Source organism: Deltaproteobacteria bacterium (assembly GCA_023382265.1).
Taxonomy (GTDB): domain Bacteria; phylum JAMCPX01; class JAMCPX01; order JAMCPX01; family JAMCPX01; genus JAMCPX01.
On the sequence record JAMCPX010000039.1, the window covers coordinates 86,206 to 112,597 of the forward strand.

29 protein-coding genes are annotated in these 26,392 nt (G+C 38.9%); 17 read left to right on the top strand and 12 right to left on the bottom strand.

Features of this window, described 5'->3' with window-relative positions:
* Positions 1-222 precede the first annotated feature (222 nt).
* From M1381_07875 to M1381_07885, 3 genes are all read right to left on the bottom strand, one after another.
* Positions 223-492: a hypothetical protein gene (locus tag M1381_07875; protein ID MCL4478997.1), complete on the bottom strand. Its 270-nt coding sequence runs from the start codon at positions 490-492 to the stop codon at positions 223-225.
* 246 nt (positions 493-738) lie between these two features.
* Positions 739-1,665: a DUF481 domain-containing protein gene (locus M1381_07880; protein ID MCL4478998.1), complete on the bottom strand. Its 927-nt coding sequence runs from the start codon at positions 1,663-1,665 to the stop codon at positions 739-741.
* A 164-nt stretch (positions 1,666-1,829) separates the two neighbouring features.
* Positions 1,830-2,069 carry a hypothetical protein gene (locus M1381_07885; protein ID MCL4478999.1) on the bottom strand — a complete coding sequence of 80 codons (240 nt, stop codon included), beginning with the start codon at positions 2,067-2,069 and terminating at the stop codon, positions 1,830-1,832.
* Positions 2,070-2,193: 124 nt separating this feature from the next.
* Between M1381_07885 and M1381_07890 the strand changes: the two genes are divergently transcribed.
* A complete protein-coding gene (locus M1381_07890) occupies positions 2,194-2,466 on the top strand; it encodes an IS110 family transposase (GenBank protein MCL4479000.1) in 273 nt (90 codons plus the stop codon).
* 25 nt (positions 2,467-2,491) lie between these two features.
* On the opposite strand, the gene M1381_07895 is transcribed toward M1381_07890, so the two are convergent.
* On the bottom strand, positions 2,492-2,713 hold the full coding sequence (locus tag M1381_07895; GenBank protein MCL4479001.1) for a hypothetical protein: 222 nt from the start codon (positions 2,711-2,713) through the stop codon (positions 2,492-2,494).
* Between the two features lie 92 nt (positions 2,714-2,805).
* Complete coding sequence (locus M1381_07900; protein ID MCL4479002.1) at positions 2,806-3,357, bottom strand: hemerythrin domain-containing protein; 552 nt, start codon at positions 3,355-3,357, stop codon at positions 2,806-2,808.
* A gap of 127 nt (positions 3,358-3,484) precedes the next feature.
* Here M1381_07900 and M1381_07905 point away from each other — a divergent pair, with 127 nt between their 5' ends.
* From M1381_07905 to M1381_07930, 6 genes are all read left to right on the top strand, one after another.
* Entirely contained in the window at positions 3,485-4,210 is a 726-nt protein-coding gene (locus M1381_07905; protein ID MCL4479003.1) for a TlyA family RNA methyltransferase, read from the top strand.
* A gap of 43 nt (positions 4,211-4,253) precedes the next feature.
* On the top strand, positions 4,254-5,057 hold the full coding sequence (locus tag M1381_07910; GenBank protein ID MCL4479004.1) for a ComF family protein: 804 nt from the start codon (positions 4,254-4,256) through the stop codon (positions 5,055-5,057).
* 79 nt (positions 5,058-5,136) lie between these two features.
* Complete coding sequence (locus M1381_07915) at positions 5,137-6,285, top strand: acyl-CoA dehydrogenase family protein (protein ID MCL4479005.1); 1,149 nt, start codon at positions 5,137-5,139, stop codon at positions 6,283-6,285.
* A 2-nt stretch (positions 6,286-6,287) separates the two neighbouring features.
* Positions 6,288-6,968, top strand: a complete 681-nt coding sequence (locus M1381_07920; protein MCL4479006.1) for a ubiquinone/menaquinone biosynthesis methyltransferase — start codon at positions 6,288-6,290, stop codon at positions 6,966-6,968.
* Between the two features lie 39 nt (positions 6,969-7,007).
* Positions 7,008-8,333 carry an NAD(P)/FAD-dependent oxidoreductase gene (locus M1381_07925; protein MCL4479007.1) on the top strand — a complete coding sequence of 442 codons (1,326 nt, stop codon included), beginning with the start codon at positions 7,008-7,010 and terminating at the stop codon, positions 8,331-8,333.
* A complete protein-coding gene (locus tag M1381_07930; protein ID MCL4479008.1) occupies positions 8,323-9,612 on the top strand; it encodes a hypothetical protein in 1,290 nt (429 codons plus the stop codon). The genes M1381_07925 and M1381_07930 overlap by 11 nt, the downstream gene beginning before the upstream one ends.
* A gap of 98 nt (positions 9,613-9,710) precedes the next feature.
* On the opposite strand, the gene galT is transcribed toward M1381_07930, so the two are convergent.
* The 5 genes from galT to M1381_07955 all read right to left on the bottom strand — a co-directional run bounded on the left by galT (position 9,711) and on the right by M1381_07955 (position 15,322).
* The gene (gene galT, locus M1381_07935) at positions 9,711-10,703 is read right to left on the bottom strand and encodes a galactose-1-phosphate uridylyltransferase (GenBank protein ID MCL4479009.1); all 993 of its coding nucleotides are present in this window, start codon (positions 10,701-10,703) and stop codon (positions 9,711-9,713) included.
* 340 nt (positions 10,704-11,043) lie between these two features.
* The gene (locus M1381_07940; protein ID MCL4479010.1) at positions 11,044-12,585 is read right to left on the bottom strand and encodes an oligosaccharide flippase family protein; all 1,542 of its coding nucleotides are present in this window, start codon (positions 12,583-12,585) and stop codon (positions 11,044-11,046) included.
* A gap of 4 nt (positions 12,586-12,589) precedes the next feature.
* Positions 12,590-13,657, bottom strand: coding sequence for a class I SAM-dependent methyltransferase (locus M1381_07945; GenBank protein MCL4479011.1), 1,068 nt, complete (start codon positions 13,655-13,657; stop codon positions 12,590-12,592).
* Between the two features lie 25 nt (positions 13,658-13,682).
* Complete coding sequence (locus M1381_07950) at positions 13,683-14,594, bottom strand: glycosyltransferase (protein ID MCL4479012.1); 912 nt, start codon at positions 14,592-14,594, stop codon at positions 13,683-13,685.
* A gap of 182 nt (positions 14,595-14,776) precedes the next feature.
* The gene (locus M1381_07955) at positions 14,777-15,322 is read right to left on the bottom strand and encodes a class I SAM-dependent methyltransferase (protein MCL4479013.1); all 546 of its coding nucleotides are present in this window, start codon (positions 15,320-15,322) and stop codon (positions 14,777-14,779) included.
* A gap of 269 nt (positions 15,323-15,591) precedes the next feature.
* Here M1381_07955 and M1381_07960 point away from each other — a divergent pair, with 269 nt between their 5' ends.
* From M1381_07960 to M1381_07985, 6 genes are all read left to right on the top strand, one after another.
* Positions 15,592-15,846: a DUF5618 family protein gene (locus tag M1381_07960; protein ID MCL4479014.1), complete on the top strand. Its 255-nt coding sequence runs from the start codon at positions 15,592-15,594 to the stop codon at positions 15,844-15,846.
* Positions 15,847-16,028: 182 nt separating this feature from the next.
* Positions 16,029-16,451: a nucleotidyltransferase domain-containing protein gene (locus tag M1381_07965; GenBank protein MCL4479015.1), complete on the top strand. Its 423-nt coding sequence runs from the start codon at positions 16,029-16,031 to the stop codon at positions 16,449-16,451.
* Complete coding sequence (locus tag M1381_07970; GenBank protein MCL4479016.1) at positions 16,393-16,866, top strand: DUF86 domain-containing protein; 474 nt, start codon at positions 16,393-16,395, stop codon at positions 16,864-16,866. Before M1381_07965 ends, M1381_07970 begins: the two co-directional genes overlap by 59 nt.
* A 3-nt stretch (positions 16,867-16,869) precedes the next feature.
* Entirely contained in the window at positions 16,870-17,889 is a 1,020-nt protein-coding gene (locus tag M1381_07975; GenBank protein ID MCL4479017.1) for a glycosyltransferase family 2 protein, read from the top strand.
* A gap of 565 nt (positions 17,890-18,454) precedes the next feature.
* Positions 18,455-19,375: an FkbM family methyltransferase gene (locus M1381_07980; protein MCL4479018.1), complete on the top strand. Its 921-nt coding sequence runs from the start codon at positions 18,455-18,457 to the stop codon at positions 19,373-19,375.
* Entirely contained in the window at positions 19,359-20,570 is a 1,212-nt protein-coding gene (locus tag M1381_07985) for a glycosyltransferase (GenBank protein MCL4479019.1), read from the top strand. Before M1381_07980 ends, M1381_07985 begins: the two co-directional genes overlap by 17 nt.
* A 4-nt stretch (positions 20,571-20,574) precedes the next feature.
* Here M1381_07985 and M1381_07990 read toward each other — a convergent pair whose 3' ends face one another.
* Together M1381_07990 and M1381_07995 are read right to left on the bottom strand one after the other, a co-directional pair.
* Positions 20,575-21,561, bottom strand: coding sequence for a glycosyltransferase (locus M1381_07990; GenBank protein MCL4479020.1), 987 nt, complete (start codon positions 21,559-21,561; stop codon positions 20,575-20,577).
* Complete coding sequence (locus tag M1381_07995; GenBank protein MCL4479021.1) at positions 21,561-22,445, bottom strand: SDR family oxidoreductase; 885 nt, start codon at positions 22,443-22,445, stop codon at positions 21,561-21,563. The genes M1381_07990 and M1381_07995 overlap by 1 nt, the downstream gene beginning before the upstream one ends.
* Before the next feature lie 56 nt (positions 22,446-22,501).
* Here M1381_07995 and M1381_08000 point away from each other — a divergent pair, with 56 nt between their 5' ends.
* From M1381_08000 to M1381_08015, 4 genes are read left to right on the top strand one after another with little or no spacing between them, the layout of a single operon-like run.
* Positions 22,502-23,800, top strand: coding sequence for a glycosyltransferase (locus M1381_08000; protein ID MCL4479022.1), 1,299 nt, complete (start codon positions 22,502-22,504; stop codon positions 23,798-23,800).
* An 18-nt stretch (positions 23,801-23,818) separates the two neighbouring features.
* A complete protein-coding gene (locus M1381_08005) occupies positions 23,819-25,102 on the top strand; it encodes a glycosyltransferase family 39 protein (GenBank protein ID MCL4479023.1) in 1,284 nt (427 codons plus the stop codon).
* Positions 25,103-25,141: 39 nt separating this feature from the next.
* Positions 25,142-25,303: a hypothetical protein gene (locus tag M1381_08010; protein MCL4479024.1), complete on the top strand. Its 162-nt coding sequence runs from the start codon at positions 25,142-25,144 to the stop codon at positions 25,301-25,303.
* Positions 25,300-26,385: a glycosyltransferase family 4 protein gene (locus M1381_08015; protein ID MCL4479025.1), complete on the top strand. Its 1,086-nt coding sequence runs from the start codon at positions 25,300-25,302 to the stop codon at positions 26,383-26,385. The genes M1381_08010 and M1381_08015 overlap by 4 nt, the downstream gene beginning before the upstream one ends.
* The last annotated feature ends 7 nt before the right edge of the window (positions 26,386-26,392 follow it).

A 26,392-nucleotide genomic window follows, 5' to 3' on the forward strand; every position in this document is an offset into this window, starting at 1 on the left:
GGGCATAAACATTTTGGTGTTATTATAGGAGAGGTAACATGAATGGGCGTTCGCCGCACCCCCCCCGCCTATGTCGGGAGGGTCAAGGCGAACTCTATGATTAACCTGTTCCATACCGACGAAAAATCCACGCTGTTTACGTAGTGGTCCTTCAATTGCCCTGTTTTCGTTGAGACCACCTCGCTTTTTTATCTGTTAAAGCCGAGTCAATATGTCAGTTAATTACCAAGTGAAAATGTCAGTAAGCTTATGCATTAGCCGGCCATTTTCAATTTCCCTCAATGTCATGCTGAGGGTTTCCCTACCTCTATCTATGCCTTCTTCTTTGAAAAGAAGCTCTTTCATATGGGTATCTTTTACATCCCGGTATTTACTCTTAGCAAGCGTGATAACCTTTTCCTTTATACTTTCCTCAAGCCTAAATGGGCTTTGCTTACCCCTGTTTTTATGGAGAAGCCCTTCTATCCCTTGTTCCCGCATCCGCCTCAGCATACGAAATATCTGTCTGAAAGACCTCTAAAATCTTTCATTCCTCAGAGAATCCATGCAGAAGCGGCGGCATGTCGGCGCCAGAAACATTTTTCACAATAAAACCTTCTGTATCTTATTTTTTGTGGATTGTGCAATGTGTAGCCCTGCCCCCCGGTCCTTACAGAGCTATAAGCAGATTCATCATGCGGCCGACAGGATTATAAGATTATAAGGTGACACCTGGCTCCGCTCCCACGCTACTCTTTCTTAAAACGTATATTGGAGGCCGATGATCCAGTATATATCCATCCTGAAGATCCCGGGGGGCGGAGTGCGGTTATATTCGATGATATTTGATACCTTGAGGGCCAGGTTCCCTGCCAGCGACGATGAGATACTCGCTTCGTTTCGTGTCGTATAGTTATCTGTCCTGTCGAGCCTGTCATACAGAACGAAATATTCGGAAAAGTGCACCGCCTTTCCGAGGGCCCACAGAAACGTGCCGGCAGCACGCAGGGTACTCCACGAGCCGTCCTTCCCGACAAAATGGTCCTCGGTAAAATAAGAGTAACCAGCTTCCACCGAAAGGGTGCTCGAAGGAATGCTCCATACCTGATATCCTATGCCGGGGCCCTCAGCAGTGCGCAGACGCAAGTCCCTGAATTTATCCGAAAGCATCTCCATGTCCGCATACCCGTAAAAATAATCCGTAAAAAGGTGCTCATATTTTGCCGAGCCATAGACGTTCCGGGCAGACATTATTCCTGCGCTCTGTGCGTAGTTATAGAGGAAACGGATACCGGCATTGTCCCATGATCCCTTCCACAGGACATTTCCACCGATGGATGCATTCAACACGTGGGCATTGCCGGACTGCGAATTTGCTCCGGCTGTGATTGTTCCGGTCACAGAGCTCGGCGGTGGATTCAATGCCCGAATCTGATCCCAGTTCAGGGTGGAAGGGGATACACCCTGTCCGGTTTGGATCTCGAGTTTCCCGTCACTCCCTACAGCAAATTTCCCCTGCATTGTTTTGCCGTTTTTAAGCTGCACGTTAAGCGGTTTTCCCATGGTAATTTTTTTGATTGTACTTGTCTGCAGGGTAATAGGAGACGAATAGTCCGTGGACATGACGAGTGTGCCTTTGCTTCCTCCGGTGATCTTTCCGGTGATCGTGTCGCCATTCTTGAGCACAACGGTGTCCGCGCAGACGGCCTGCGCACTCAAGGCAAAGACTGACAGAACACTTATGAAAAAAATGTATAATCTTCTTGGCAACATAATTAGTTTTTTCTTTTTTTATACTATTTCGGTTTATATGTCAAGTCAAAAGGGGTCACCCATTTAAAGTGCCTCTATCAAGAGAAAAATTCATCCCTTACATGAGAAACGAAGTTTCTCACGGCTGTTCTGTACTTTGCTGTTATCATCATCTCATAAGAATTGGAAGAATTGGGGGCAGGTAACATGGAAAGCGGCAATCTCCAATAGCCTCTGATATAATCAGAAGCAATAGAATAAGTAGGAGGTGCCGCATGATATCTGTAGGATAGATTTTTCACAAGAAGAATTCCATAGCAGGTGCAGTGGATGTGCATGGTAAACTTGTAAAAGAGAGCCGGATCGAAGGGAACACACCTGCTGGATTCGAGCTGTTTATACAATCGTTGAATGATCTCTGTAAAGTAGTACTCGAAGCGTGTTGGAACTGGGGATACTTATTTGATCTTCTTGAAGGTATCGCCAGAAGAAATAAAACTCCTTGAATCTATACCCGTAATCGGCACGATATTGTCTCAGGTCATAAGTGTGGAGATTGATGATATTGAGCGATTTACGACATCGAGTAAGCTGTGTGCGTACGCAGGATTAGTTCCAACAACCCATGCCTCTGGCGGTAAGGAATATCATGGACAGTTACTGCCGATGTGCAACAAATGGTTGCGATGGGCATTTGTCGAAGGAGCATGGGTGGCTGTAGGGTGTCCTTCCTAAAACATGGGATGAGCGATGCGACGTTTTACAACTGGGCATCTGAACACAGCGGCATGACTGTCAGTAACCCTCTACGGCCTCTTTCTGCATTATTTACCCGGACATCTATCACGCCAAATTTCTTCAGGGCTTCTTTTTTCAGGTTATCAATATCCGTTCTTTTTATTATATACGTGCGTACAACAAGTGTACAGTCCCCGGATAAGGCTGCTATTGTTTCGAGTCTGGGTACACGTCTCGGGTTCACCAAATCGGATAAACCCGTTCACAATGAGGATTAGGCTTATCATGGCCGGGCTGACGAATAGTTAATGGAGATCACAGGGAAAAATTGACTTCTTAATTGCCGCTTAATCCTTTTTCAAGCTGCTCAATAATATTGACATATTTTTCGTGCACACCTTCACCGAGTTTTTTCTCCCTTTCTTCAAACCTCTCTATAATCTCATCATCAATATCGGCGAGCATCTCATCCGCCATAGGATATAGGATATTATTTTCCTTATCAATGTGCTGTGATAACAATCCGGCATAAGCCTTTGCATTTTTAGCAAATTCTCTATCAGCAGATTGATTACCCTTCCCATATTGATCAATTGCATCAGCCATTGCCCTTACATAGCCCCTGCCTGTCTCATGCTCGCTAAGCATAACTCCTACTGGACCGCCGTATCTCGGCATGCCATGGGTTTCCATCTCAACAAACAGCACATCTTCTTCTTTTAAGTGATGACATGTATCACCAAATGTTTTTATAAAATCCACGCATTTACGCATATTATCAATGGACACCTTTTTGTTATGCTCTATGTCTTCTGCGTATTTTAAAAGGATATTAAGCATCCTTTTTATAATTTCATGTTCATGCATAAGCATTTTTGTCGATTTCATACAGCCTCCTTTTTTTCATTATAATAACAGAATAATAATGGATATGTATGATCTCCATCATGTTTATTTTGAAAGCTTTATAAGGTAAAAAATGGCTTCATCCATCTTTATATGCTAAAGTTATTACATGAAAACAAGGCTTGATCAGATAATACTTGATAAGGGCTTAGCTCAATCAATTGATCTTGCAAGAGCTTATATTATGGAGGGAAGGGTCAAGATAAACGGAGTTGTTGCCGATAAACAAGGTTATTATGTTTCAAAATCCGACCAAATTACTATAACTGAAGAAGGAAGGTATGTGAGCAGGGGCGGATACAAGCTTGAGGGTGCACTACATAATTTTGGCATAGACGTTAATGGACTAATAGCAATGGATATAGGTGCATCTACGGGGGGATTCACGGATTGTCTGCTTCAACATGGGGCACAAAAAGTTTACGCAATTGATGTTGGATACGGGCTTACAGATTACAAGCTCAGGAAAGATGCCCGCGTTATCCTTATGGAGAGAGTTAATTTCAGGCACTTTTACACATCGGTACTGGCACTACAGATAGATATAGCAACTATTGATGTCTCGTTCATATCTTTGGAGCTTATACTCCCCAATGTAAGTCAATGTGTAAAAGAAAATGGCACCGTACTTGCATTGATAAAACCTCAATTTGAACTTGATAAGAAGGATGTCGATAAAGGCGGGGTTATAAAATCGCCTGAAAAGCATAAAAAGGCTGCAACAAAGATAAGCGATCTAAGCCTAAAACTCGGCTTCAGGATTATCGATATTGCCCCTGCAATTATAAAGGGTACAGGAGGTAATCAGGAATTTTTTATACATCTGAAAAAATAATGTTAACCAAAATAATATATTTAAAAATAAGAAGGTTTGTGTAGTGAGCGAAAAACTGCGTTCTAACGTCTCATTTCCGTGCAAACGGGAATCCAGAGAAAACAAAAACTGGATTTCCACTTTTGCGGGAAGAACAAAGAATGGTTTTAAGAATATAATGGACATTGTTTTGCCGCACGGATGTATAGGATGCGGCAAAGAGATTGTATCTTATGGATTATGTGAAGACTGCAAAAAAGACGTACACTATATAAAAGCTCCCATGTGTACGAAATGCGGTAAACCTTTCCATGCCCGCAGCGGTATATCACATTTATGTATGGATTGTATTAAAAATAAAAATGAGTTTACTTTATCAAGATCCGTTTTTGTGTACAGTGGTCTGATAGCTGAACTTATCATAAGATTCAAATTCAAGGACAATGTTAATTTAACTTCCATGTTTGTTGACGAGATGGAAAGGCTTTACAATAAAGACTTTAAACAATCAGAGATAGAAGCACTGATACCCGTACCATTGTTTATAAAAAGACTCAAACAGAGAACTTATAATCAATCGCAACTGCTCACACAAGGACTTTCAAAAAGGATTGGTATTCTTTACCGCATAAACGTACTTGAGAAGATCAAGAATACACCGCCGCAGTCTGGGCTTAAAGGGCTTGAACGCATAGATAATGTGAAAGGCGCTTACAAAACAAAAGATACTGCAAATCTAAAGGGCAAAAATGTTTTATTGATAGATGACGTGATCACAACAGGCTCTACAATAAGGGCTTGTGTATCTGCCCTTAAAAGGTCGGGAATTAAACAGGTCTATGTAATGTCAATTGCTCTGGTTGTATAAGACAAATCAAAGCGATTTGTTGTAATTTTAAAAAACAATTGCAAGAATTATTACTCCAAAAATAAATATAGGAGGATGTATGAGAAACCATTATTTTACAGAAGAACACGAATTGTTTAGAAAAAGTGTAAGGGATATTGTCACAAAAGAACTGATCCCTCATGCAAATGAATGGGAAGAGTCGGAAGATTATCCTAAAGAAATATTCAAGAGATTCGGAGATTTAAACTTTCTCGGGATACGTTACCCTGAGAATTACGGGGGGATGGGTTTAGATATATTCTATGATATAGTATTTTATGAAGAGCTTTATAGATCAAGAATGGCCGGTTTGTGTCTTGATGTTATGGTTCAAACGGATATGTCAACACCTGTACTTTTTAAGTATGGAACAGAAGAACAAAAAACCAAATACCTTACGAAAGCCATAAAAGGTGAGGCAGTTTTTGCAATAGGCTATACAGAACCAAATGCCGGTTCCGATGTTGCAGGGATTAGAAGTACTGCTAAAAAGGTTGAAGGCGGATATGTGATAAATGGCTCAAAGATCTTTATAACAAACGGCACATGGGCTGATTACATAATACTTGCTGCAAAAACAGACTTGAACAAAGGGTATAAAGGTATAACCCTTTTCTTATTTGATACAAAAACAAAAGGCTTCACAGTCGGAAGAAAGTTAAAAAAACTCGGTCACAATACATCTCATACGGCGGAGTTGTTTTTTGATGACTGTTTTGTGCCTGAAAACATGGTTATTGGTGAGGTAAACAAGGGATTTTATTATATAATGAGTGGATTTCAGACAGAAAGGCTTATGGGTTCTATTGGCGTTCTTGCGCTTGCACAGGTAGCATTTGAAGATGCGAAGAACTACGCTAAGGAAAGGAACGCTTTTGGAAAGCCAATATCCCAGCATCAGGCTATAGCGCATAAGCTTGTCGATATGGCGACGCAGCTTGAAGCTGCAAGACAGCTTACCTATAATTCTGCATGGATGCTTGATCATGGTGAGGATGTTACAAAGGAGGTATCGATGACAAAACTTTTCGCATGTGAGGTTGCGAATAAAGTTACATACGACGCAATACAGGTTTTCGGCGGATACGGATACATGGAGGAATACCCTGTTGCAAGAGCTTATAGAGATGCAAGGATGTTTACAATAGGTGCGGGTACATCTGAAATAATGAAGGAGATCGTGGCAAAAAAGTTAGGACTTTATTAGGCATGGAATTTAACGAGCATGACATAGGTAGTATGTTTGACAGCATTGCATACAGGTATGACCTGCTGAATCATCTTTTATCAGGTTATACGGATGTTAGATGGAGGAAAAAAGCTGTAAGGGTAAGCCTTGATAAGGGCATAAGAAATATACTTGACGTATCAACAGGTACAGGCGATCTGGCAGTTGCTTATAAAAGGGCTGGTTACGGATATAACATCTTTGGAGTAGATATAAGCATGGAGATGCTTAAAAGGGCAAGTTTAAAAACAACCGACACAGGATTTATAAAAGCCTCTGCCTTATCACTGCCTTTTCGGGATAATACGTTTGATCTTTTAAGCTGTGCATTCGGCATAAGAAACATATATCCAAGAGAAACCGGGCTAAAGGAGTTTCACAGGGTTTTAAAACCAAATGGTGTTTTGATGATACTTGAGTTCTCTATGCCGGCAGGGTTTTTCGGTAAGGTTTATAAATTCTATTTTGAAAACATTTTACAAAAGATCGGAGCATTTTTTACAAAGACCGGTGCTTATTCTTATCTAACAAGTTCTGTAGAAGAATTCCCTGATTCCAAAGGTTTTAGTAAGAAAATAGATTCGGCAGGTTTTAAAGATACAAAAGTTATACCATTGACTTACGGTATAGCTACAATATACAAAGCGGTAAATATGCCCTGAGCATTTATTTTTTTCTTTTATTCGGCTATGGTAGGGAGCATGGATTATTTAAAGCTTGCTGATGGAGATACAATAGTAATAATAGGGGGTGGGCCAGCAGGAAGTTTTTTTGCAATGCACGTTATCGGCTTTGCAAGAAAATATGGTATTAATTTATCCGTTATCATACTCGAAAGAAGATATTTTTCAAACTATGGACCCGGCGGATGTAACATGTGCGCCGGTGTTCTTGGTGGTAATTTTGTCAATATCATATCAGAACTTGATCTCATATTTGATAAGAGCGTTATAAGAAAGAATGTCCAGGGTTTCAAACTTAATATTAATGATAAAGACGCTCTAATCATTAGACAGGCTTCAAGGGTATACACCATATTCAGGGGTATGGGACCCCGAAAAAATGACTCTGATGGATTTGTTAGTTTTGACGGATTCTTACTGAAGAAAGCAAGGGAATATGGTGCAACCGTTTTATACGGAAATGTAAAAGATATATTGATTCCAAAAAATCCATATAAGGATAAGTGCATTGTAAAATATATAACAGAAAAAAACGAAATACAGGAGTTCAATGCATCACTCGTCGTAGGTGCATTTGGAGTTAACTCAGAGCTGGGTAAAAACTTAAGTTTTGGCTATGAAGAGCCTAAATACTGGCATACATGTCAGACAGAACTTTTATCGCTGCATGAAAATGATATAACAAATTATATAAATATCTTTTCAAGAAAACATTCTAAATTTCTATTTACAGCAACAATTCCTAAAGAACGTTATGTTACAGTAACCGGTATAGGAAGGCACGTACGATTTTCAGAATTGATCCGGGAATTAAAAGAGCTGCATATTGATTCCAAGTATGGATTAAGACTATCTCCCGTTTGCCATTGTCACCCAAGATTACCCGTTACACAGGCTAAAAATCCATTTCACACAAGGGTTGTAATGATTGGAGATGCGTGCGTATCAAGGTACTTAAAAAACGGCATTGAATCAGCCTTTTTCACAGCCAAATGGGCTGCTGATACAGCAATCAGCAAGGGCATTGATGAAAATGCATTTAAAGAACATTATTATCCCAGATACAATTCTAATCTTATAAGAGATAACAGGTTTGGTAAAGTCATGTTTTTTGTTCACCATACAATTGCATCTAATTACCATTTAAGTTTAGCAGCTATTTCCTTAATAAGGGAGGAATCGCCTTTGCCTGTTAAAAAACAATGGTTATCGAATATTGTGTGGCATATGTTTGTTGGAGATAAACCTTATAAACATATTTTTTTAAAGTCTTTTAAGATTATAGGGATTATTAAATTATGGGTGAAGGGTATACTGCAAAGAAAGGTTAATTATGAAAGGTGATAACTTTAAGCTCATTAACGGCTCCACTGTAGTAATAATAGGCGGAGGTCCTGCAGGAGCATCTGCCGGGATAAAGCTTTTAAAAGAGGGGAAGAAAAAAGGATTGAATATAAATGTGTTCATCTTTGAAGGTAAGGATTTTACATACCATTATAACCAATGTGTTGGTGTGCTTTCTTATCCGATAAGAGAGATTTTTGATAATACCCTTGAGATACCTTTTCCCGAAGATCTTATTAGACGCGAGATTCTCGGTTATGATCTTTATTCAACGTACAAAGAATTGGAGCTCCACGGAGAAAAGGGTACTTATGCAACGAGAAGGATATTGTTTGATAGATTTATGCTTCACACCGCCCAGTTACTCGGCGCTCATATTATTAGAACACGGGTAACGGATCTTGAATTTAACAACAGCGATAGTGTCCATGTTTATACAGAAGGCGGTTTTGTAAGGGCTGATGTGGTTGTTGGTGCATTTGGTCTTGATGATGGTATGGCCAACATACTTGAACATGCATCAAAGCATACAATTGGCTATACCAAACCAACAAAAGTGCTTGAAACGGTTATTACAAAAATACACATTGACAGGGATATTCTACAGGATAGATTCAAGAGTAAGATACATGCATTTATTCCTTTAGGGTTAAACAACCTTGAGTTTGGAGCAATAACTCCCAAGGGGGATCACATCATTATCAATATAGCAGGTAAACATATCACTTCAAAAGATATGGATGCTTTTCTTGAATACGCTCCTGTTAAAAATATGCTTTATAATATAAGATTTTCCGATCTTGATTATTACAAAGGTAAGTTCCCTATAAAGCCCGCAAAAGGTATAATAGGAAATCGTTTTGTAGCAGTTGGAGATGCAACAGGATGGGTAAGACCTTATAAAGGCAAGGGGATCAACATAGCACTGGAAACGGGTGCAAAAGCAGCAGACATAATGATAAAGGATGGGTTTTCTAAAGATTCTCTGGAGCTTTACCCGGCAGCTTTCAAGCATCTAAAAGTTGATTTTTTCTATAGCAAACTTTTCAGGTCCTTAGTTGTTTTGTCTATAAAAACAGGATTCGTAGAGCACGTTTTGGATATGGCCGAAGATGATCTTTCTTTAAAAGAATCTCTTTTTATGGTTGTATCTGGTGAAGGAACATACCGTAAAGTCATCAAAAACATCTTTAGTCCAAGAGAATTTGTTTCGTTAAGCTATAATTTTATAAAGCATCTCTTTAGAAGAGTACAAAAATTGAAGAATGAAACAGAATAGTTTTTTTGTGCGCATACATAATAAAAACGGAGTCCTGAATGTATTCGGAGACATTCTTATTCTTTTTATACGTATGCTGGGATTTATGCCGGGTATATTTAAAGCTTAACATCCTTGAGAAACCTGGCGCTGCTGTCAGGCAATGACGGGTTTATGTACATGCCTGTACCGATTTCAAACCCTGCGGTCCGAGTAACTCTTGTAACGATGGATAAGTACCAGTGAAAATACTTGACCTCGCATTCTTGAGGTGAAAGCGAATGTATAACATAATTAAAATCTGGATTTCCTAAACCCGTATGTAATCTTAATAATGTTTCTTTAAGGATATTGGCAAGGTCATGCAGTTCTGAATCAGTAATACTTCCAAAACATGCAATGTGCCTTCTCGGAAATATCCATATATGGAACGGCGATAATGCTGAGTACGGTATGAAAGCAACAAAAGAATCGTTTTGAGATATGATCCTGACTGCATCATTAAGTTCCTCTTCGAGGATCAGACAATACAGACATTCTCCAAAATCATCATAATATCTCAAAGCCTCTTCTATTCTGCTTTTAAGCTGTCCGGGTATTACAGGTGTTCCGACAATCTGTGAATGTGGATGCTGCAGTGAAGTCCCTGCCATTAAGCCATGATTTTTAAATATGATCACATGCTCAATGTAGCTGATCTTATAAAAATCAAGGAACCTCCTTTTGTATGTGAACAGTACGTCTTCAACATTTGAAACAGGGATGGTTGCGATAGTCGCGTTGTGCAATGGGGTATCTATTATGACTTCATGCAGTCCGGCACCTGTCATGAATTTTTTAACACCCGTACTTTGCCTTATTATATTGTTTTCACTATTAACAGCAGAAAATTTATTAGGTACAACCCTGACCACCCAGTTATCATTTTTATTTATTCGGAATGTTTCAGGTGGTGTTTTATCCTCATTCCCGGCACATAGAGGACAGGCAACCTCATAAGCTGGTATCTCTTCTTTTTTTTCGGATAATCTAAAATCTTCGGGTCTTTTGGCCCGCTCTGGTGCAATGATAACCCAATCACCCGTTACAAAATTAAATCTCAATTCCGACATATATGCATCCCTTATCATTATTTATAGAGCCATTAATGGTACAAAGACAACTAATATCTGATTTTTTATTCCCAACTTTACTGGGCTTTTAATACAGCCTCCAAGAAGTTCCAAAGAGACATACGAAGTGAGTGGGGTTAAGTTTTTACTTGATACCAACATCTTACTATACTTAACGGGTAAGAAGATAGATGTAGATAGTCCCGCCACGCCTTTGCCAGAGGACTTGAGCTATAGGCTCATTCGTTTTTGTAGAAGATCAGTTTTTGGCTTGTGTTCTAACTGGGGTACTTACCCCATGCCTCGGAATTCCATTCCTAACTCCTGAACTCATACCCCTCTAACTCTTGCCCACAAACTGACTCACGTATCCCAGATACCTGGCCCTCTCGTCCTTCGTCATCCCGAACAGATAATACAGCCCCCAGTAGAAAAGACCGATAATTGCGCTCTCAAGGACAAACACGATCAGCTTGTGCGGCTCGTAGTAATGCTTGATGAGCAGGGCGACCACGATTGCGGGGACAATGAAAAGGACGGGTTTGACGAAGGTCTTGAGGTACTGCCTGTTGGGCAGCTCTATGATCTTGTTCACGTACCAGGGCAGGAAAAATATGTCCACAGCGTTCATCGAAAGCCCGAGTGCAATAGGTATACCGAATATCCCGTAACCGTGCCCGAATTTCATTTCTATGAGTTTTGTCAGTCCTATGGCAAGAGGCAGGTTGACGGCGGCGGCGATGGCGTTTGCTATGGACAGTGCCTTGTGCCTGCCGATGCCGAACAACAAGATTCCCGTGATATAGCCCCCGATGTAATGGATAAAGAAGATCCCTACGATGAATATCAGGGTAAGCGCCGCAAGGTGATAGCCTGGCCCTATCCACACGTTCAATATAGACTCGCTGAATATGATCGCTACCATGGAAACGGGGAGCGAGAGCAGCATGATCCCTTTGGTTATCTCGAGGTATGTGAACCTGAGCTTTTCTTTGTCGTTGACGTCCCACAATGAAGAGAAGACCGGCAAGGTTATCGCGACGATGGCCGACACCGTCTGGAGGATCACGTTCCCTATCTTCGTGGCAAGGGCGTAAAAGGTGACAAGCTCGACCGTCAGGAGGATGCTTATGATCATGTTTCCTATGTTCAACAATACCTGCGCCGAGAGGCTGTTTAAAAATACGAATATGCTGTATTTGTACGCCGTCTTCAGCATGTCAAGACTAAACAGACGCAATTTTATCAATATAAACTTATATTTTACCAGCACCAGGTAAGCGGCTATCAGTGTTGTAATAACGGATAAGACGAGGTTCAGCATAAACAAGGACAACAGCCCGAATCCATGTTTCAAGAGGAAGACTATGCTCGCCGCATACAATATGCTCCTGATGATGCCTATTGCATTGCTAAGGTCGTATCGTTGGTGAGCGGATAGGCTGTTCGCCAGAAACCCCATAGGGAACACGACGGCGGTCGTAAACCCGCTTATAATGACAGCATAGAATGCGATGTGTTTGTATGCCGAAGGTATGCTGAAGACGTGCGTTATAATCGGGGCCAGTCCAAGCGATAAGACGAGTGCGACGCCGCCGATGATTGTGTAGGTAAAGAATATCGTCGAGCCGAACGTATTGATGGATTGCCGGTCGTCCCGGGCCTTGAATTGAGAGATGTATTTTATTACGGATACACCGAGTCCCATGTCAAGCAGGCCGAAATAACCGAACACCGACTGGAACAACGCCCATAATCCATACCCCGTATTGCCCAGATGGTGGACGACGAAAGGGGACACGAAGATACTGACGAGCGCGGAGATGGCAAACCCGGCATAGTTGCTGAAGGCGTTTTTGATCAAGGTCTTGGACAGGGACATGGGTTTAACGCTTTACAAGCACTGCCTGCAGTTCCTCGCCAACATCTTTTCCTGATAAGATCAAAACCCTTTCGTACAAATCTAATATATTAATGAATAGCTTTTGAGGAATTGTAAATTGTTCAGGAAACCCAAAGTCTTTATTATTTTTATTTTTGTCCCGTACTGAATATCCTAATGCCCAAAAAAGTATGCCCTTCACATGAGTTGTAGAAAACGTATGTAATTTTAATCCTGTTTTATCTGCTAACTCAACAATACTTTCTTTAGAGTAAAGGATTAAATGCCTTGGCGTCTCTATAGGTAACCAGTTTTTCCCAAATCTTTTATATCCATAGCTGGCTATATTTGGTGTTCTGATCACAATCATACCATCAGGACGAAGTATCCTTTTTGCCTCTATTAACACCTCAACAGGATTATGTATATGTTCAAGTACATGAGTCATTGTAATAAAATGGAAATAGTTGTCAGGGAATGTATAATCAAGCAATGTACCTTTTTTTATGTCAAGCCCGAAATTATTTCTTCCGAAACTCGCCGCTATTTCACCGGGTTCTATCCCATACGCCTGAAAGCCTAATCTTTTCAGTAGATGCAAAAAATAACCAGGTCCGCATCCAATATCGAGTACTTTTCCATTTTTAGTGTATGGTGGGAATAATACCTTATGTATATTATATCGCGATCTATCCCCGAAAAAGAATAATAGATATGCCAATAACTTCCCAATCAAATCCGGCTTTATCCTTGGTTGAAATTCGAAGTTTTTATAATTATAACGTTCATAAAGAATTGTATTCCTCAAACGTTTTCTTATTTCTCTTAGAAAGCCAGATGCTTCCATTGAATCCAAATGGTGTGGAGAATAATCATCCGGATAATACAATGGCAAAGATTTTAGACTCGGTCTTGGTGAAAGATATATAGCCTTACAATTTCCACATTCATTTAATCCAAATTCTCCCGGAATTCCGTGCAACCTATCTGTGTTTGTAAAAAGATAAACGGACTTTTTTGAGCCGCATACAGGACAGTTATCAATGGTTTCATATTCTATTTTATGATTCATTTGATAAAATGGGTAACAGAGATTTTCATTCTTTATTTACTTTAAGAGGATTACTTTTTAAACTTTCATGAAGGAAACTATAAATTTTTCTCTTTCTGGAGCTATAAGGAAAAGCTTTATGTATAAATTTGTTATAGGTATTCCGGAACTTCCAGAATAGACCGCTATACGTATACATTTCCTCTCGCCGCTGCAGTTCAGCAGTAATTGCATTAATAAGATTATTTTTTTCTTCTAAACGATCGCACAATTGTTTGGTAATATCAATTGCTGTGCTCCAGCTTCCGCCTGATGCATAAATCGACTGAATATGATCTTTGTGTTTTTCTAATATATTTATTACAGTTTGATAATATTCAGATGACGAAAAGCCCAGTGACTTGTGATATATATACATAGGTAGTACATAAACAGCGAGGTTCATTCTTTTCACAGTAAGGCAATAATCAACAGCATAGAGATGCCAATCTATACATACTCCCTCATCGAATTTAAGCTTCTGAAAGACGGTTTGAGGTATAATTGTTAGACATTCATCCAAAGTCTGAACCGGTTCTGGAGAGTTAATGCTATTTCCCCATACATGATAATCTGGACCATGTCTAATGATATTTCTCGCTCTTTCGTTATCTGTATTACCTTTTTCAGAGATACCTGCTACACCTGCTATTCCAAGGTTTTGTATTGAATCAAGATATGTTTCCGCATCTTGTAGCCATGAATTAGAATGTAGCTCAACATCCTGATGTACAAACATGATATACTTATTATTTGAATTCTCCCCACCAAAATTGAGTGCTTGAGCTGCTGATTCATATTTGTGGTTTGTATTGTCTATAGTTATTAGCTCAAACTTAGTAGTCTGTGTTTTCAAACTTTTGAGTAAAATATTTTTTAAAATATCTTGATTATTATATACGCAAACTATGGATATCATTTAACTTCCATTTTCTAACGTGTGATCATGTGGTAAATCAATTAGCACAACTGATAAAAACTGCAACTGCAAATTTTTCGCATTTTATTTTTCAGGAAAACGTGCCAGCGTCGCTTAAGCTTCGATTGGGGTGCCGATTTGTCCGGAATCACCTGCCGATTTGAGCGGAATATACATATCCTTTAGCCATAGACCTCCCATCCAAGATTTCTTAGCATTTTAAGGTAACTGCCGGTCCCGCACCCTATGTCCAGTGTTTTTTCGCCCTGGACATACGGGGGAAAAGTAATCCGCGACAGACCGTAGCGAGCACGTTTCCATAACGGGAATGAAAGGTATGCAACGAGCTTAGCAACGATGGTTGTTTTTATCCTGGGTCTGTTTCCATAATCTTTGTAATGATAAACCTCACTCAAAATGGTGTTTCTGTGGAAGTCCATCGATCCCCTCATGGTCTCTGATTGAGTAAACGCCTGTTCGCTTGTTTGGTGGGGCCCATAGTCGTCGGGATAGTATCGAGGCAAAGCTTCGATCGTCGGCCGTGGGGACAGATATACGGCAGCACAGTTCATACAGCGGTTTAACCCGAATTCTCCCGGAATCCCGTGGAGCCTGTCCGTATTCGTGAAAAGAAATCTTTTTTCTTTCGATCCACAATTGGGGCAGGCGTCGAGTGTTTCTGTTTCAGGGATTGTCATAGATAATTTATTTATCAGCGGTACAGGCATTATGTCAAGTAAATGACTCCTCACAACTTCTTGACTTTACGAAAATTATCCACATAATGTTCGTGCGACCATATCCTCTGTATTATTGTTAAAGACGGGTTTTTGATAGATGAAGATGATATAGTTTAATCAGAAAGAGGTGGAGAAATGCGAGAGGCTTTACGATGTTTGGAAAATGTAAAAGTATTGTTGCACAAGTCGCCCCTTGAGGATGACACCTATACGGACATTAATACGTCCAGGAAGCCTGCTCGACTGCCTATCTTGCCGTGCTGAAAGCCATAGATGAATATCTTGTAAGCAGGGGTGTGGATGAGAAAGATTTGCCGCAATCCGTGGACGGATATAGAGCGGCGATAAGAAAGTATCTTGCGCCGTGCAACGGGAAACTTACCAGGGAATTTGAAAAATTATACAAGGCATTGCATATCGCCGGATACTATAGGGGGATCCTCGATGACCCAAATGCGATAAAAGATTACTACAAAGTCGCAAAAGCCGTTATCGAGAAACTCAAACCCTGACCCGCTCATGAATATCAAACCCAAAACAATCAAAGGGAAACGGTTTATATATAGTAGCGGAACGCCGTACTTTGCCTGTTGTTGACGGCATCTCGTTAAAAATCAAGGAAGTTGCATAGTGCTGCATTAGTCCTTGCATATTGATTATTTCTGGGTTAAATCTTACCTCAAGGGATTGCCCAATGGATAAGAAGGCGATGGGGCTTTTAAAAAAATATTTTGTAAAGAGATCGGATATAGCTTTTACGTTCCTCTTTGGTTCATCCGTCAGGAACAAAATCCGTACAGACGGGGACGTCGATATCGCTGTATACTTTGCCCCACAAAAAGGTATAGAGTGGGAAGCATTTGGGAAAAGATATAAAGAGGAAAACCATATTGCTCTTGATCTTGAGATGTTATTTAAAAAGGATGTTGACCTTGTCGTTCTCAATAGGGCAAGTGCCATTGTTGCAGATGAAATTTTAAGAAAAGGCGTGCCCATTCTCATCAGAGATACAAGTATATTCCTGGATTTCTTATGTCTGATAAGCGATGAAGCTGAATATGCAAGAACGAATATTATTGAGTCTTATAGGGAGAGAATGGTTGCAGCAATCGGATAAAGTTAAAATTATTCCTCATATAGAGTATATAGAGAAAGAACTGACTTATCTATCGCTCTATGAAAAAGAAATTGATTGGAAAAAATATCAGTCTCAAAGGAATAAAAGACTGGAGATAGAAAGGTGGGTTGAATGTATCATCAATGCCACGCTGGATGTTGCGAAGATGGTATTAACCACAAAAGGTGAACAACTCCCGGAGACATCCAGAGAGGTACTTTTTCATATTGCTTCGTATATTTATAAGAATGAAGGAGATGCAGAAGACTTTTCAGAGCTCGCCAAAATAAGGAATACCCTCGCTCATAGGTATCTTGACATACGGTGGGAGGACATAAAAAGATTCTTACGGATTGCTCCCTCTTTATACTCTCCATTTTTGAAGTATATTAACAAGAAATTGAAGGTTAAATAAAAATTGATTCAATCCCCCATCCTCTCCATCATCATCGTCAATTACAACGTAAAGGAATACATCCTTAACTGTATCCAATCCATTCAAGATAAGATTGATGCAAAGAGATGTCCGTATGAGGTTATAGTCTCGGATAACGGATCTGTGGACAGCAGTATTGAAGCAATCCACGAGCGATTCCCGTGGGTCAAGGTCATTGAGAACAATGCAAACCTTGGCTTTAGCAAGGCAAATAATGTTGCCGTAAAACAGGCAAAAGGCGAAGTTCTCTTTATCTTTAACCCTGATACTCTAGTTATAAAAGGCATGGAAGAGATGGTGGAGCATATAAGAGAGCATAAAGAGATTGGAATAATGGGCCCTGTAATATACGATCAGGATAATAATATGGATTTGTATACCTGTTTCTTGGAGTATTCACCACTTCATCTATTCTTAGGTACCTTTTTTGATCCTTATTACAATAGAAGACGTAATCATAACCTAATGACTCGTATGAAGTCTTTCTCTCCAGTAGAGGTAGATAAAATATCAGGGGCGTGCATGTTGATCAGAAAAGAATTGTTTGACAAAGTAGGAGGTTTTGATGAGACCTTTTTCTTTGGAGGCGAAGAGCAGGATATATGTCTGACTGTCAAAGAAAATGGATATGCAATAAAGCTTTTCCCTTTAGCAGAGATAGTGCATTTCCGTAGTAAGTCTATACCTAAGAATCCTTCTATGATCCTGGAAAAACGTATTCATAACCATACTAATGAGCCCTATTTCTACCTGTACAAAAAGCATTTTCCTTCTTATGCTATCGTGTTTTTGTATTTTCTTACCCTTATAGTCAATGTACGTCTGATAGTTGTTTCTTCTATAAAGAAAGTCTATTTTACATACAAAAAAGATACTGCTGCCTATAGTCAAAGAGACGCATTGTTTCGTGGAAGCAGGATTATACTGAAGTACTCTCTCAGTATTAAAACGATAAAATTTCTATTTTCATCTATAAACCATCAAAACCCTGCACAAAAATAATATGTTTGGACAAGTACTTGTCGATATTATTTTTGAAAGAAAGCTTATCTTTGGTTTTCATAAGATCAGCGAAGCTACCTATGGCTCAAAAATCCATGGAATCTTACAGACAAAGAGCATGAGACACTGAGGTCTATGTTAAGAATGAATCTCCCCATTGTACGAGCTTATTTGCTCAAAGAGGCGTTTCAACGGTTTTTGGGGGTACCTTTCTGAGGGATGGGCTCAAGGATGGCTCAAGCAATGGTTTTGGTGGGCGACCCATTCCAGGTTGAAACTGCTCCAGGACTTTGCCTATCTCTTGCGGAGGCATGAAGAAGGAATTTTGGCATGGACCAAGCTCAGAATCTCCAATGGGGTTGTGTAAGGGATGAAACAATAAGATAAAGCTTATCAGTCGGAGAGCATACGGATTTCGTGACCCATATAACTATGTAGTTGCAATCTTTTATGGTTGTGCTAATTTGCCTGCACTGGAATGATCACAGATGGGAGAGGAACCAAGAATTTTTCATATCGCACCATGGTAAGAATGTACGAGACCGTATACGTTGATTCATTGCGGATGAATAGGAAGCATAAATTGAAAATCGGATTCAAAACAAAAATTCTTAATTCATTGAGAAACATCTTTAAAATATCTGTATTGGAAAAGCTGCTGGTAAAATACACCATGTCCAGGGATTTCAGATCGTTGATTGTGAGGTTGGCTCCCAACAATTATCAATACCGGCCAAACTCGATCAGAAATGTTGTTCGCAATGGTATCGTTTACACGCTTGATATAAGCGACTGGATGGAATGGCAGCTTTATTATGGAATCAAAGATATAGCTTTGGGAAATGCCATTGCTTTGTGTAAAAGAGGTTACACGGTGTTTGATGTGGGAACTAATATCGGAATAATGTTGTTGAATTTTGCAAAAGCTGTCGGGAGTGAAGGTTTTGTATACGGGTTTGAACCTAATCCGGTAGTTTATGACAAATGTATTGAAAATATAGGCCTTAATAATTTTAGCAACATCAAAGTCTCAAACATGGGTTTGGGTAATCAGGATGGAGAATTTACGTTAACCACACCGAGTCCTTTAAATAAAGGCGGAGCTTATATAAACCTTAATGGTATGAAAGATGATCTGGTAAATTCCAGTTATAACGTTGCAGTCACAACGATTGATAAATTCGTTCAGACTCATGCTGTTCCAAAGATAGATTTAATTAAAATAGACGTAGAAGGATTCGAATATAATGTTTTAAAAGGTGCGTTTCATATATTACAGAGGCATAAACCGCTATTATTTGTCGAAGTAGATGATAATTTCTTAAAAAGACAAGATTCGTCGGCAAAAGAGTTAGTAGAACTACTTCATGGATTAGGTTATGTTGTTAGAAAGGCAGATACACATACCATTGTTAAACCGGATTATAATTTTCTTGATTGTCATTTTGATATAGTGTGCAGGGTGGAGATTGAACAGAACAAATAATCCTAAAGCAATATTAATTTTCAGCATTGCTAATCCTGATTTTATAACAAAGTTCAAAAGAAAGGATCTCCTCAGTCAAGATCTGAAGGGATATTTTAAAAAGGTTCATTATGTGTTTCTGGTGGATAAACCTTTCAAACCATACAAAGAAAAGATTAACGATACCTATACTATCTTATATCTCAGCAATAAACGATTTACATGGCTGCAAAAAGGCAAATTAAGGCATCTGAATACAGCGCTTTCATTGATGTATAATGTATTGTATCTCTGGCGTTATACCGCTAAAAACAACATCAGCGTACTCTTTTCACAAGAGCCTTTTATCCTCGGAAGCCTTGCTTATGCCATTTCCAAGATTACGGGTAAGCCGTATGTCGTGGAGGTATGCTCGAACTTTAAAAATATATATTGGGAAGAAGGACGCCTGGAACTCCCTATACTGAAGACCGTCGACCGCGAGAAAAGGCTCTTGCGTTTTACCCTGCTCCACGCAAACGGTGTTATGGCTGACAGGGATAATTATTGGAATGATGGCATAATACCTCATGAACTTGGGGATCGATATTTCCGTTATCATTTTTCAATGGAAGAGGCTCATTACTCGCCTCCGGGAAACAGAGTAAATCTAAAACCGAACTATAACTCAATAAACAAAAAGGTTGTTCTCTATATAGGAAGGCTGATTCAAGAAAAGAGATCGGAGGATTTATCACTAATAGCAGAAGAGTTATTCTCAAATTACGATCTTCCAGACACAGTAATGTGGATTGTGGGAGACGGGCCATTGAAGCAATATCTCAGAGAAGAAATAGAAAAATACAGGTTATCCGATAAGATTCTTTTTATAGAAAGTCAACCAACGGCGGCTGTTGCCAACTTCCTTTCTACAGCGGACGTTGTTATTGCACCGCATGCAGGCTGGGTTATTCCCGAATGCCAGCTTGCTGAAACTCCTATAGTTGTGTACGACTTTGAATGGCACAAAGAAGGTATAGCGGACGGCAAGTACGGCATACTTGTTCCTTATAGAGATGCGAAGGCAATGGCGGACGCAGCAATAGACGTTCTCTTGCATCCTGACAAATACAAACCCATGATGAAAGAGGCACGGCAGTGGGTACTGCAAAACAATACACTTGAACGAGAGGTTGCAGACAAGCTGAAGATATACAAGACAGTGCTTGGTGGGTAAACAGTTATAAATGCTCTAATGCACTTGGCAACCGGCTATTGGTCCGGGAGTCTCTATTTTCTTTAGCAAGGTGGCGTTGTTTCAGGTTTCTCAACTTATTTCTTAAAAATGCCGGAATAAATATTTTAATAAACAGCGATAACCATCTTTCTGTGAATATAATAAACGGATAATTTGTAACAGCATTTGTCGTATGTTTCATCAGTTGTCCCTGAAGGTTTCTCCCATAGGCATTTTCTGCAATAAAAAGGTGACCATGCGACAATGCCGCGCTTTTTAGGTGAGCAGGCTTATCATGCATAAACGGATTTTGTATCATTTTATCAAGTGCAAAGAAGTAAGCTTTTTCCATTTGTACGAGCTGTGTTGTAGAGGACGTCCTTGTTATATGGTTTCTCATGAAGAGTAATGGTAATGGCTGAAAATAACAGGGTGAAGCTATTGAGAGTCTAAAATTGAATTCCCAATCTTCGCTTGGCCAGATGAGAGGGCTCTCATCAAATTTGATATTTTCCAATAGCTTTCTTCTTACGGCGATTGTCAGCGTATTTATAAGATTACCTTTCAGCAACAATTTCCATATCCAACCTTCAACAGGATAAGCATTGCCCTTCCAGTAATAGTTTTCATTAAACCAGAAGAATGGACCATGCACCCATTGCGTATCGGGCTTTCCCTGAATAAACTTGTAATAGGTTTCAAGGAACAGAGGTGACCAGAGGTCGTCATGATCGAGAAAGGTTATAAATTCTCCGCTTGCATTTATGATCCCGAGATTCCTGGCTGCCCCCTGGCGTTTGTTTGGCTGATAAAAGTATTTTATTCTATCAGATAGAAATGGCTCGACAGCCTGTTTTGTATGATCAGGAGAACCGTCATCAACGATAATGAGTTCGAAATCTTTGTAGGTTTGATCAAGTACACTTTTGATTGTTTCTACTAATAAATTGGCATGGGTGTATGTAGGTGTTACGATAGAAAAGAAAGGCATTATTCCCTCTCTTTTTTCATAAGCAGTAACCCCTCCTTAAACGAACGGGGTTTTATGCCTAAGTCTTTTTCCATTTTTGTCGTGTCATAGCATGTATTGAACGGTCTTGGAGCAATGTCTTTAAAATATGCATTTTTTACTGGTTCTATCAAATTATCATCCAATCCCCATACCCGTGCAGTTTCGATTGCCATCTCATACCTGTTCATACAGTCTTTACCTGCGAAATTATAGGTGCCGGTTTTTCCACTCTCTATAATCTTCCAAATACCATGTGCACAATCCATATCATACAGGGGATTTACAAAAATATCATTAACCATTTTTACTGTTTTATGTTTTTTTAATGTCTTGACCAGCCTTGTTACAGGATTGCTTCTCTCGCCTTCGCTGTCCCAGCCGTACATAAGGATTGGTCTCACTATGACGGAATCCTCTATAAAAGCCTTTACAATATGTTCGCATATAATCTTTGTATGTCCGTAGAAATTGACAGGTGTTGCGAGATCAGTTTCTTTATAGGGAGGATTGTTACCGTCAAAAACAGCATTCGAAGATATATAAATTATCTTCGCTTTGTACTTTTTACAGGCAAAAACTATATTCTCGGTACCTTCAACATTGATTCTGTATGCCTCTTCCTTGTTCTTTTCGCACCAATCAACATTACCATTCCCGGCAGTGTGTATAACCCAATCCGGTATAAAATTACTGAAAACATGCTCAACAGTATCCTTATTACTCAGGTCCATGTATACTGCATTTGGAACATGTGTTTGGGGGGGATTTTTAAAGTATGTCCAGATAATATCTTTGTTTGAAGGGGTTGTTTTTAATATACTGTTGCCTAATAATCCCTTGCCGCCTGTAATTAAAATCTTCATTAAGATTGGCTACACAAATAATTGATTTATGTCAAATAAAATGCTTTTACAGTTTAATGCCATTATGTACCAATCCTATTAATAAAAGAAACAAAGTCCTTTATATTACCTACAACGGTCTCTGTCAGCCGCTGGGACAATCGCAGGTGATACCTTATATAATTGGGCTTTCTAAACAGGGATATAAGTTTACAGTATTATCTTTTGAGCACCATTATGAAAAGGACTTTGAGACAGAGCAAAAAAAGGTTCAAACTTTACTTGATAATGCCGGGATCAAATGGATCCCTATTAAATATCATAAACATCCGATGTTCTTTTCTTCCCTATATGATATAATGTATGGAATCCTCAAGGCTCTAATCTTTTTTACAAAAGAATCTTATTATATTGTCCATGCACGCAGCTATGTTCCAGGTATGATGGCTTTGATGTTAAAAAAGATATTCAAAACAAAATTCATCTTTGATATGCGAGGTATGATGGCAGATGAAAAGGTTGATGCTGAACAGTGGACAAGAAAAAGTACAAGCTACAAAACTACAAAATGGGCTGAAAGAAAAATGCTTATCAATGCGGATGCAATTGTTGTATTAACAGATAAGATTAAAACTTATCTTCAATCCTTTGCGTACATTAATGCTCCAATAAGCGTTATCCCAACATGCGTTGATCCAAGCCGGTTCCCTAATAGGAATAATTCCCCGACCTGTCTTTCAGATGAGTACACAGGCACATTTATTAAAGCGGGTTTGTTGGATGAAGACCAGCGTCATCAGATGCGTAAAGAACTCGATATCGATGATAAGATAGTAATTGTTTACTCCGGCTCTATCGGCACATGGTATCTATTTGATAAAATGGTTGAGTTTTTCAAAGTGATAAAGGCTAATGAGCCAAAGGCACATTTTTTACTGCTCAATAAAACAGAGCATGCCTATGCCCTGCGCATACTGAAGGATCAGGACGTTTCACCTGAGGATCATACGATTCAAGGGGTATCACCGGATGAAGTGCACAAATATCTGTGGGCATCGGATATGGGCATATTCTTTATAAAACCAAGTTTTTCTAAGCAATCCTCATCTCCAACCAAGCTTGCGGAATATTTATCCTGCGGTTTACCAGTTATAGGGAATTCAGGCGTAGGAGATACAGAGGAGATAATCCTTGAAAATGCTCTTGGCTCTATCGTTTATAAGTTTGAGCAGAAGGAGTACAGAAGGGCGTTTGATAGAGCAATGCAGTTGATAAACGATCCAGATTTTGATAAAAGAGCGCAGGGGATGGTTGATACATCATTATCCGTAAAGGTTGGGGTGAAAAGGTATAGGTGGATTTACGATAAACTGTAACAAGGGAATGGAGCATATATGAAAACTTTTGCAATAAGCCTGAAAAGAAATGCGGCACTATTATTTAAAAATCGTAAACTAAATTTGTTCCTTTTATTTTCAGCCTATTTTTTTATTGGTGTTTTGTTTACACGTTTAATGAAATCAACTGGAGTTGGTTATTCGGTTGATGATAACTTGAGATACAATCATTTAAGTAATCAAATTCTTGCAGGGAATTTCAATCTTAATATTGGCATTTTTATTGTAGCTCCTTTGTATCCGTATTTGGAAGCCTTTGTCAAATTATTAACTGGTAACCACTGGATAATAGGTATGATATTTGTTCAGATAATATTGTTCTCTTTATCTGGCATATATTTGTACCTTATAGCCGAACTGCTTTTTGAGGAGTATTCAAGAAGAATACCTTTATTAAGTGCTTTTATATACTTAATCTTCCCTATGACTATGTGGTTTGTTGGAACATTCTCACAGGAGATGCTTTTTCAATCTTTATTTATAATAACGATTTATTATTTATTAAAAGCTCTTAAAGAACAAAACCTTAAATCGCTAATTACAAGTGCATTTTTATATTTACTTACATTTCTAACCAAATCGCATATATTATTATTCTCACCATTCATTGTACTTATTATCTTTATTTCAATGAATACTACAAAAATAAGAAAATTGGTCTATAGCCTTATGTTTGGGGGAATATGCTTATTATTTACGCTTCCGTACGGATTATATAATTTGCGAGTTAATGGAGTTTATACTTTTTCAACCAATGGAGCTGATTTTTTCTTTTATACAGGCAACAATGAATCAACATATAAATTTTTGGTTGCGACCCCTTCAATCAATAGCAGTGAATACAAATGGTTGGCAAGCATGAGTTGGATTCCATCTGATGCGGTAAAAGACCGTAAGTTATATATTATAAAAGCTTTGCAATGGATTAAGGATAATCCAAGAAAATTTATTGAACTAAAGAAAGTAGATTTATTTCAATTTCTTACACCAGGTGTAAGTTATAAACATTATCCATTTAATAAATGGCTCCAGAGTTTTATAGTATCTTTACCTATTTATTTGTTTGGATATTTAGGGATAATAATAGCATTAACAAAAGATTTTAGGAAACATGTCTGGATTTTAAGTTTATTTTTAACCATGATAATTTTCTCTGTAGGTTTTTATGTTCAAAATAGATTTAGAACCATTACTATAGAGCCTTTTTATATAGTATATTCAGCATTTGGAATTTGGTATTTTTTAAAACAGATCCCTTTAGGGAAGATATTACAACATTAGATTGCTGTGGATAAAGAATATGAAACACGAACCGACTCTATGAAGTTTTTAATGAAGTATCCCGACGCCTGTACCGGGATATCTGTTATACCCAAGTACGTGGGTATACATTCTCCGGATTACCTCTTTCGCGGGAATAACGATATAGACGTTTTACCCCGGCGTAAACATCGTGGAAATCTTTTGATTATAAAACTATGAGAATATTAATTCTATCGCCTCATCCAATAGAATCCCCTGGACCCAGATTCCGCATATATCAATATCTCTCATACTTTAAAGAAGCAGGCATTGAATACAAGGTAGGAGCATTCCTTAACAGTGCAGAGTATATGCACATATATAACGATCCTGCCACTTCTTTATTCGAGAAATCAAATGCAATGGTAAAAGGCCTATTAAGACAGATACACAATATCTCCGATATCAAGTCTTACGATGAAGTAATAGTTTATAGGGAGGCAATATTATTTGGCAGACCATGGATAGAAAGGTATATCTCAATGAGAAAAATACCGATCATATTTGATTTTGATGATGCGATATGGATGCCGGTTAAAAGTACAACAGGCATAAGCCCTTTCTTAAAAAGGCTTATAAAATCAGAAAGGAAGTTTGATGAGATAATAGGACTTTCTACGCACATAATAGCGGGGAATAATTATCTCGTCTCGCATGCAAAGTTATACAATGATCACATCTCTGTAATACCGACTATTGTAGATACGGATTATTATAAATCTACAGATATTAAACAAGACAAAAGCAATGTCGTGATTGGCTGGATAGGCAGCGGATCTACAGCTATGTATCTTAAATTGCTTGATAATATCTGGAAGCGATTACCTGAAAATTGCAGCCTAAAAATTATCGGTGGGGGGTACAATCCTGATGGTATCAAAACCGAAAATGTTAAATGGTCATTGGACACGGAATTAACAGAGATGTCTGAATTTGACATAGGTATTATGCCTTTGCCGGATAATGAGTGGACAAGAGGTAAGTGTGGATTGAAGGTATTGCAGTATATGGCTATGGAGATGCCGTGCGCGGCTTCTCCTGTTGGCGTAAATACAGGAATAATACAGGATGGTATCAATGGTTTTCTTGCCAAAGATGAAAAAGAATGGGTTGAGAAGCTATCTTTGTTGATTGAAAATCCTGAGTTAAGGCAAAGGCTTGGTATGGCAGGAAGAAAAACAGTTGAAGAGCGGTATTCGGTAAAGGACTGGGCCCCGGTATATTTGAAGATTATAAAAGAAGTTATAAATAAAAAGAGATAATGCGGAA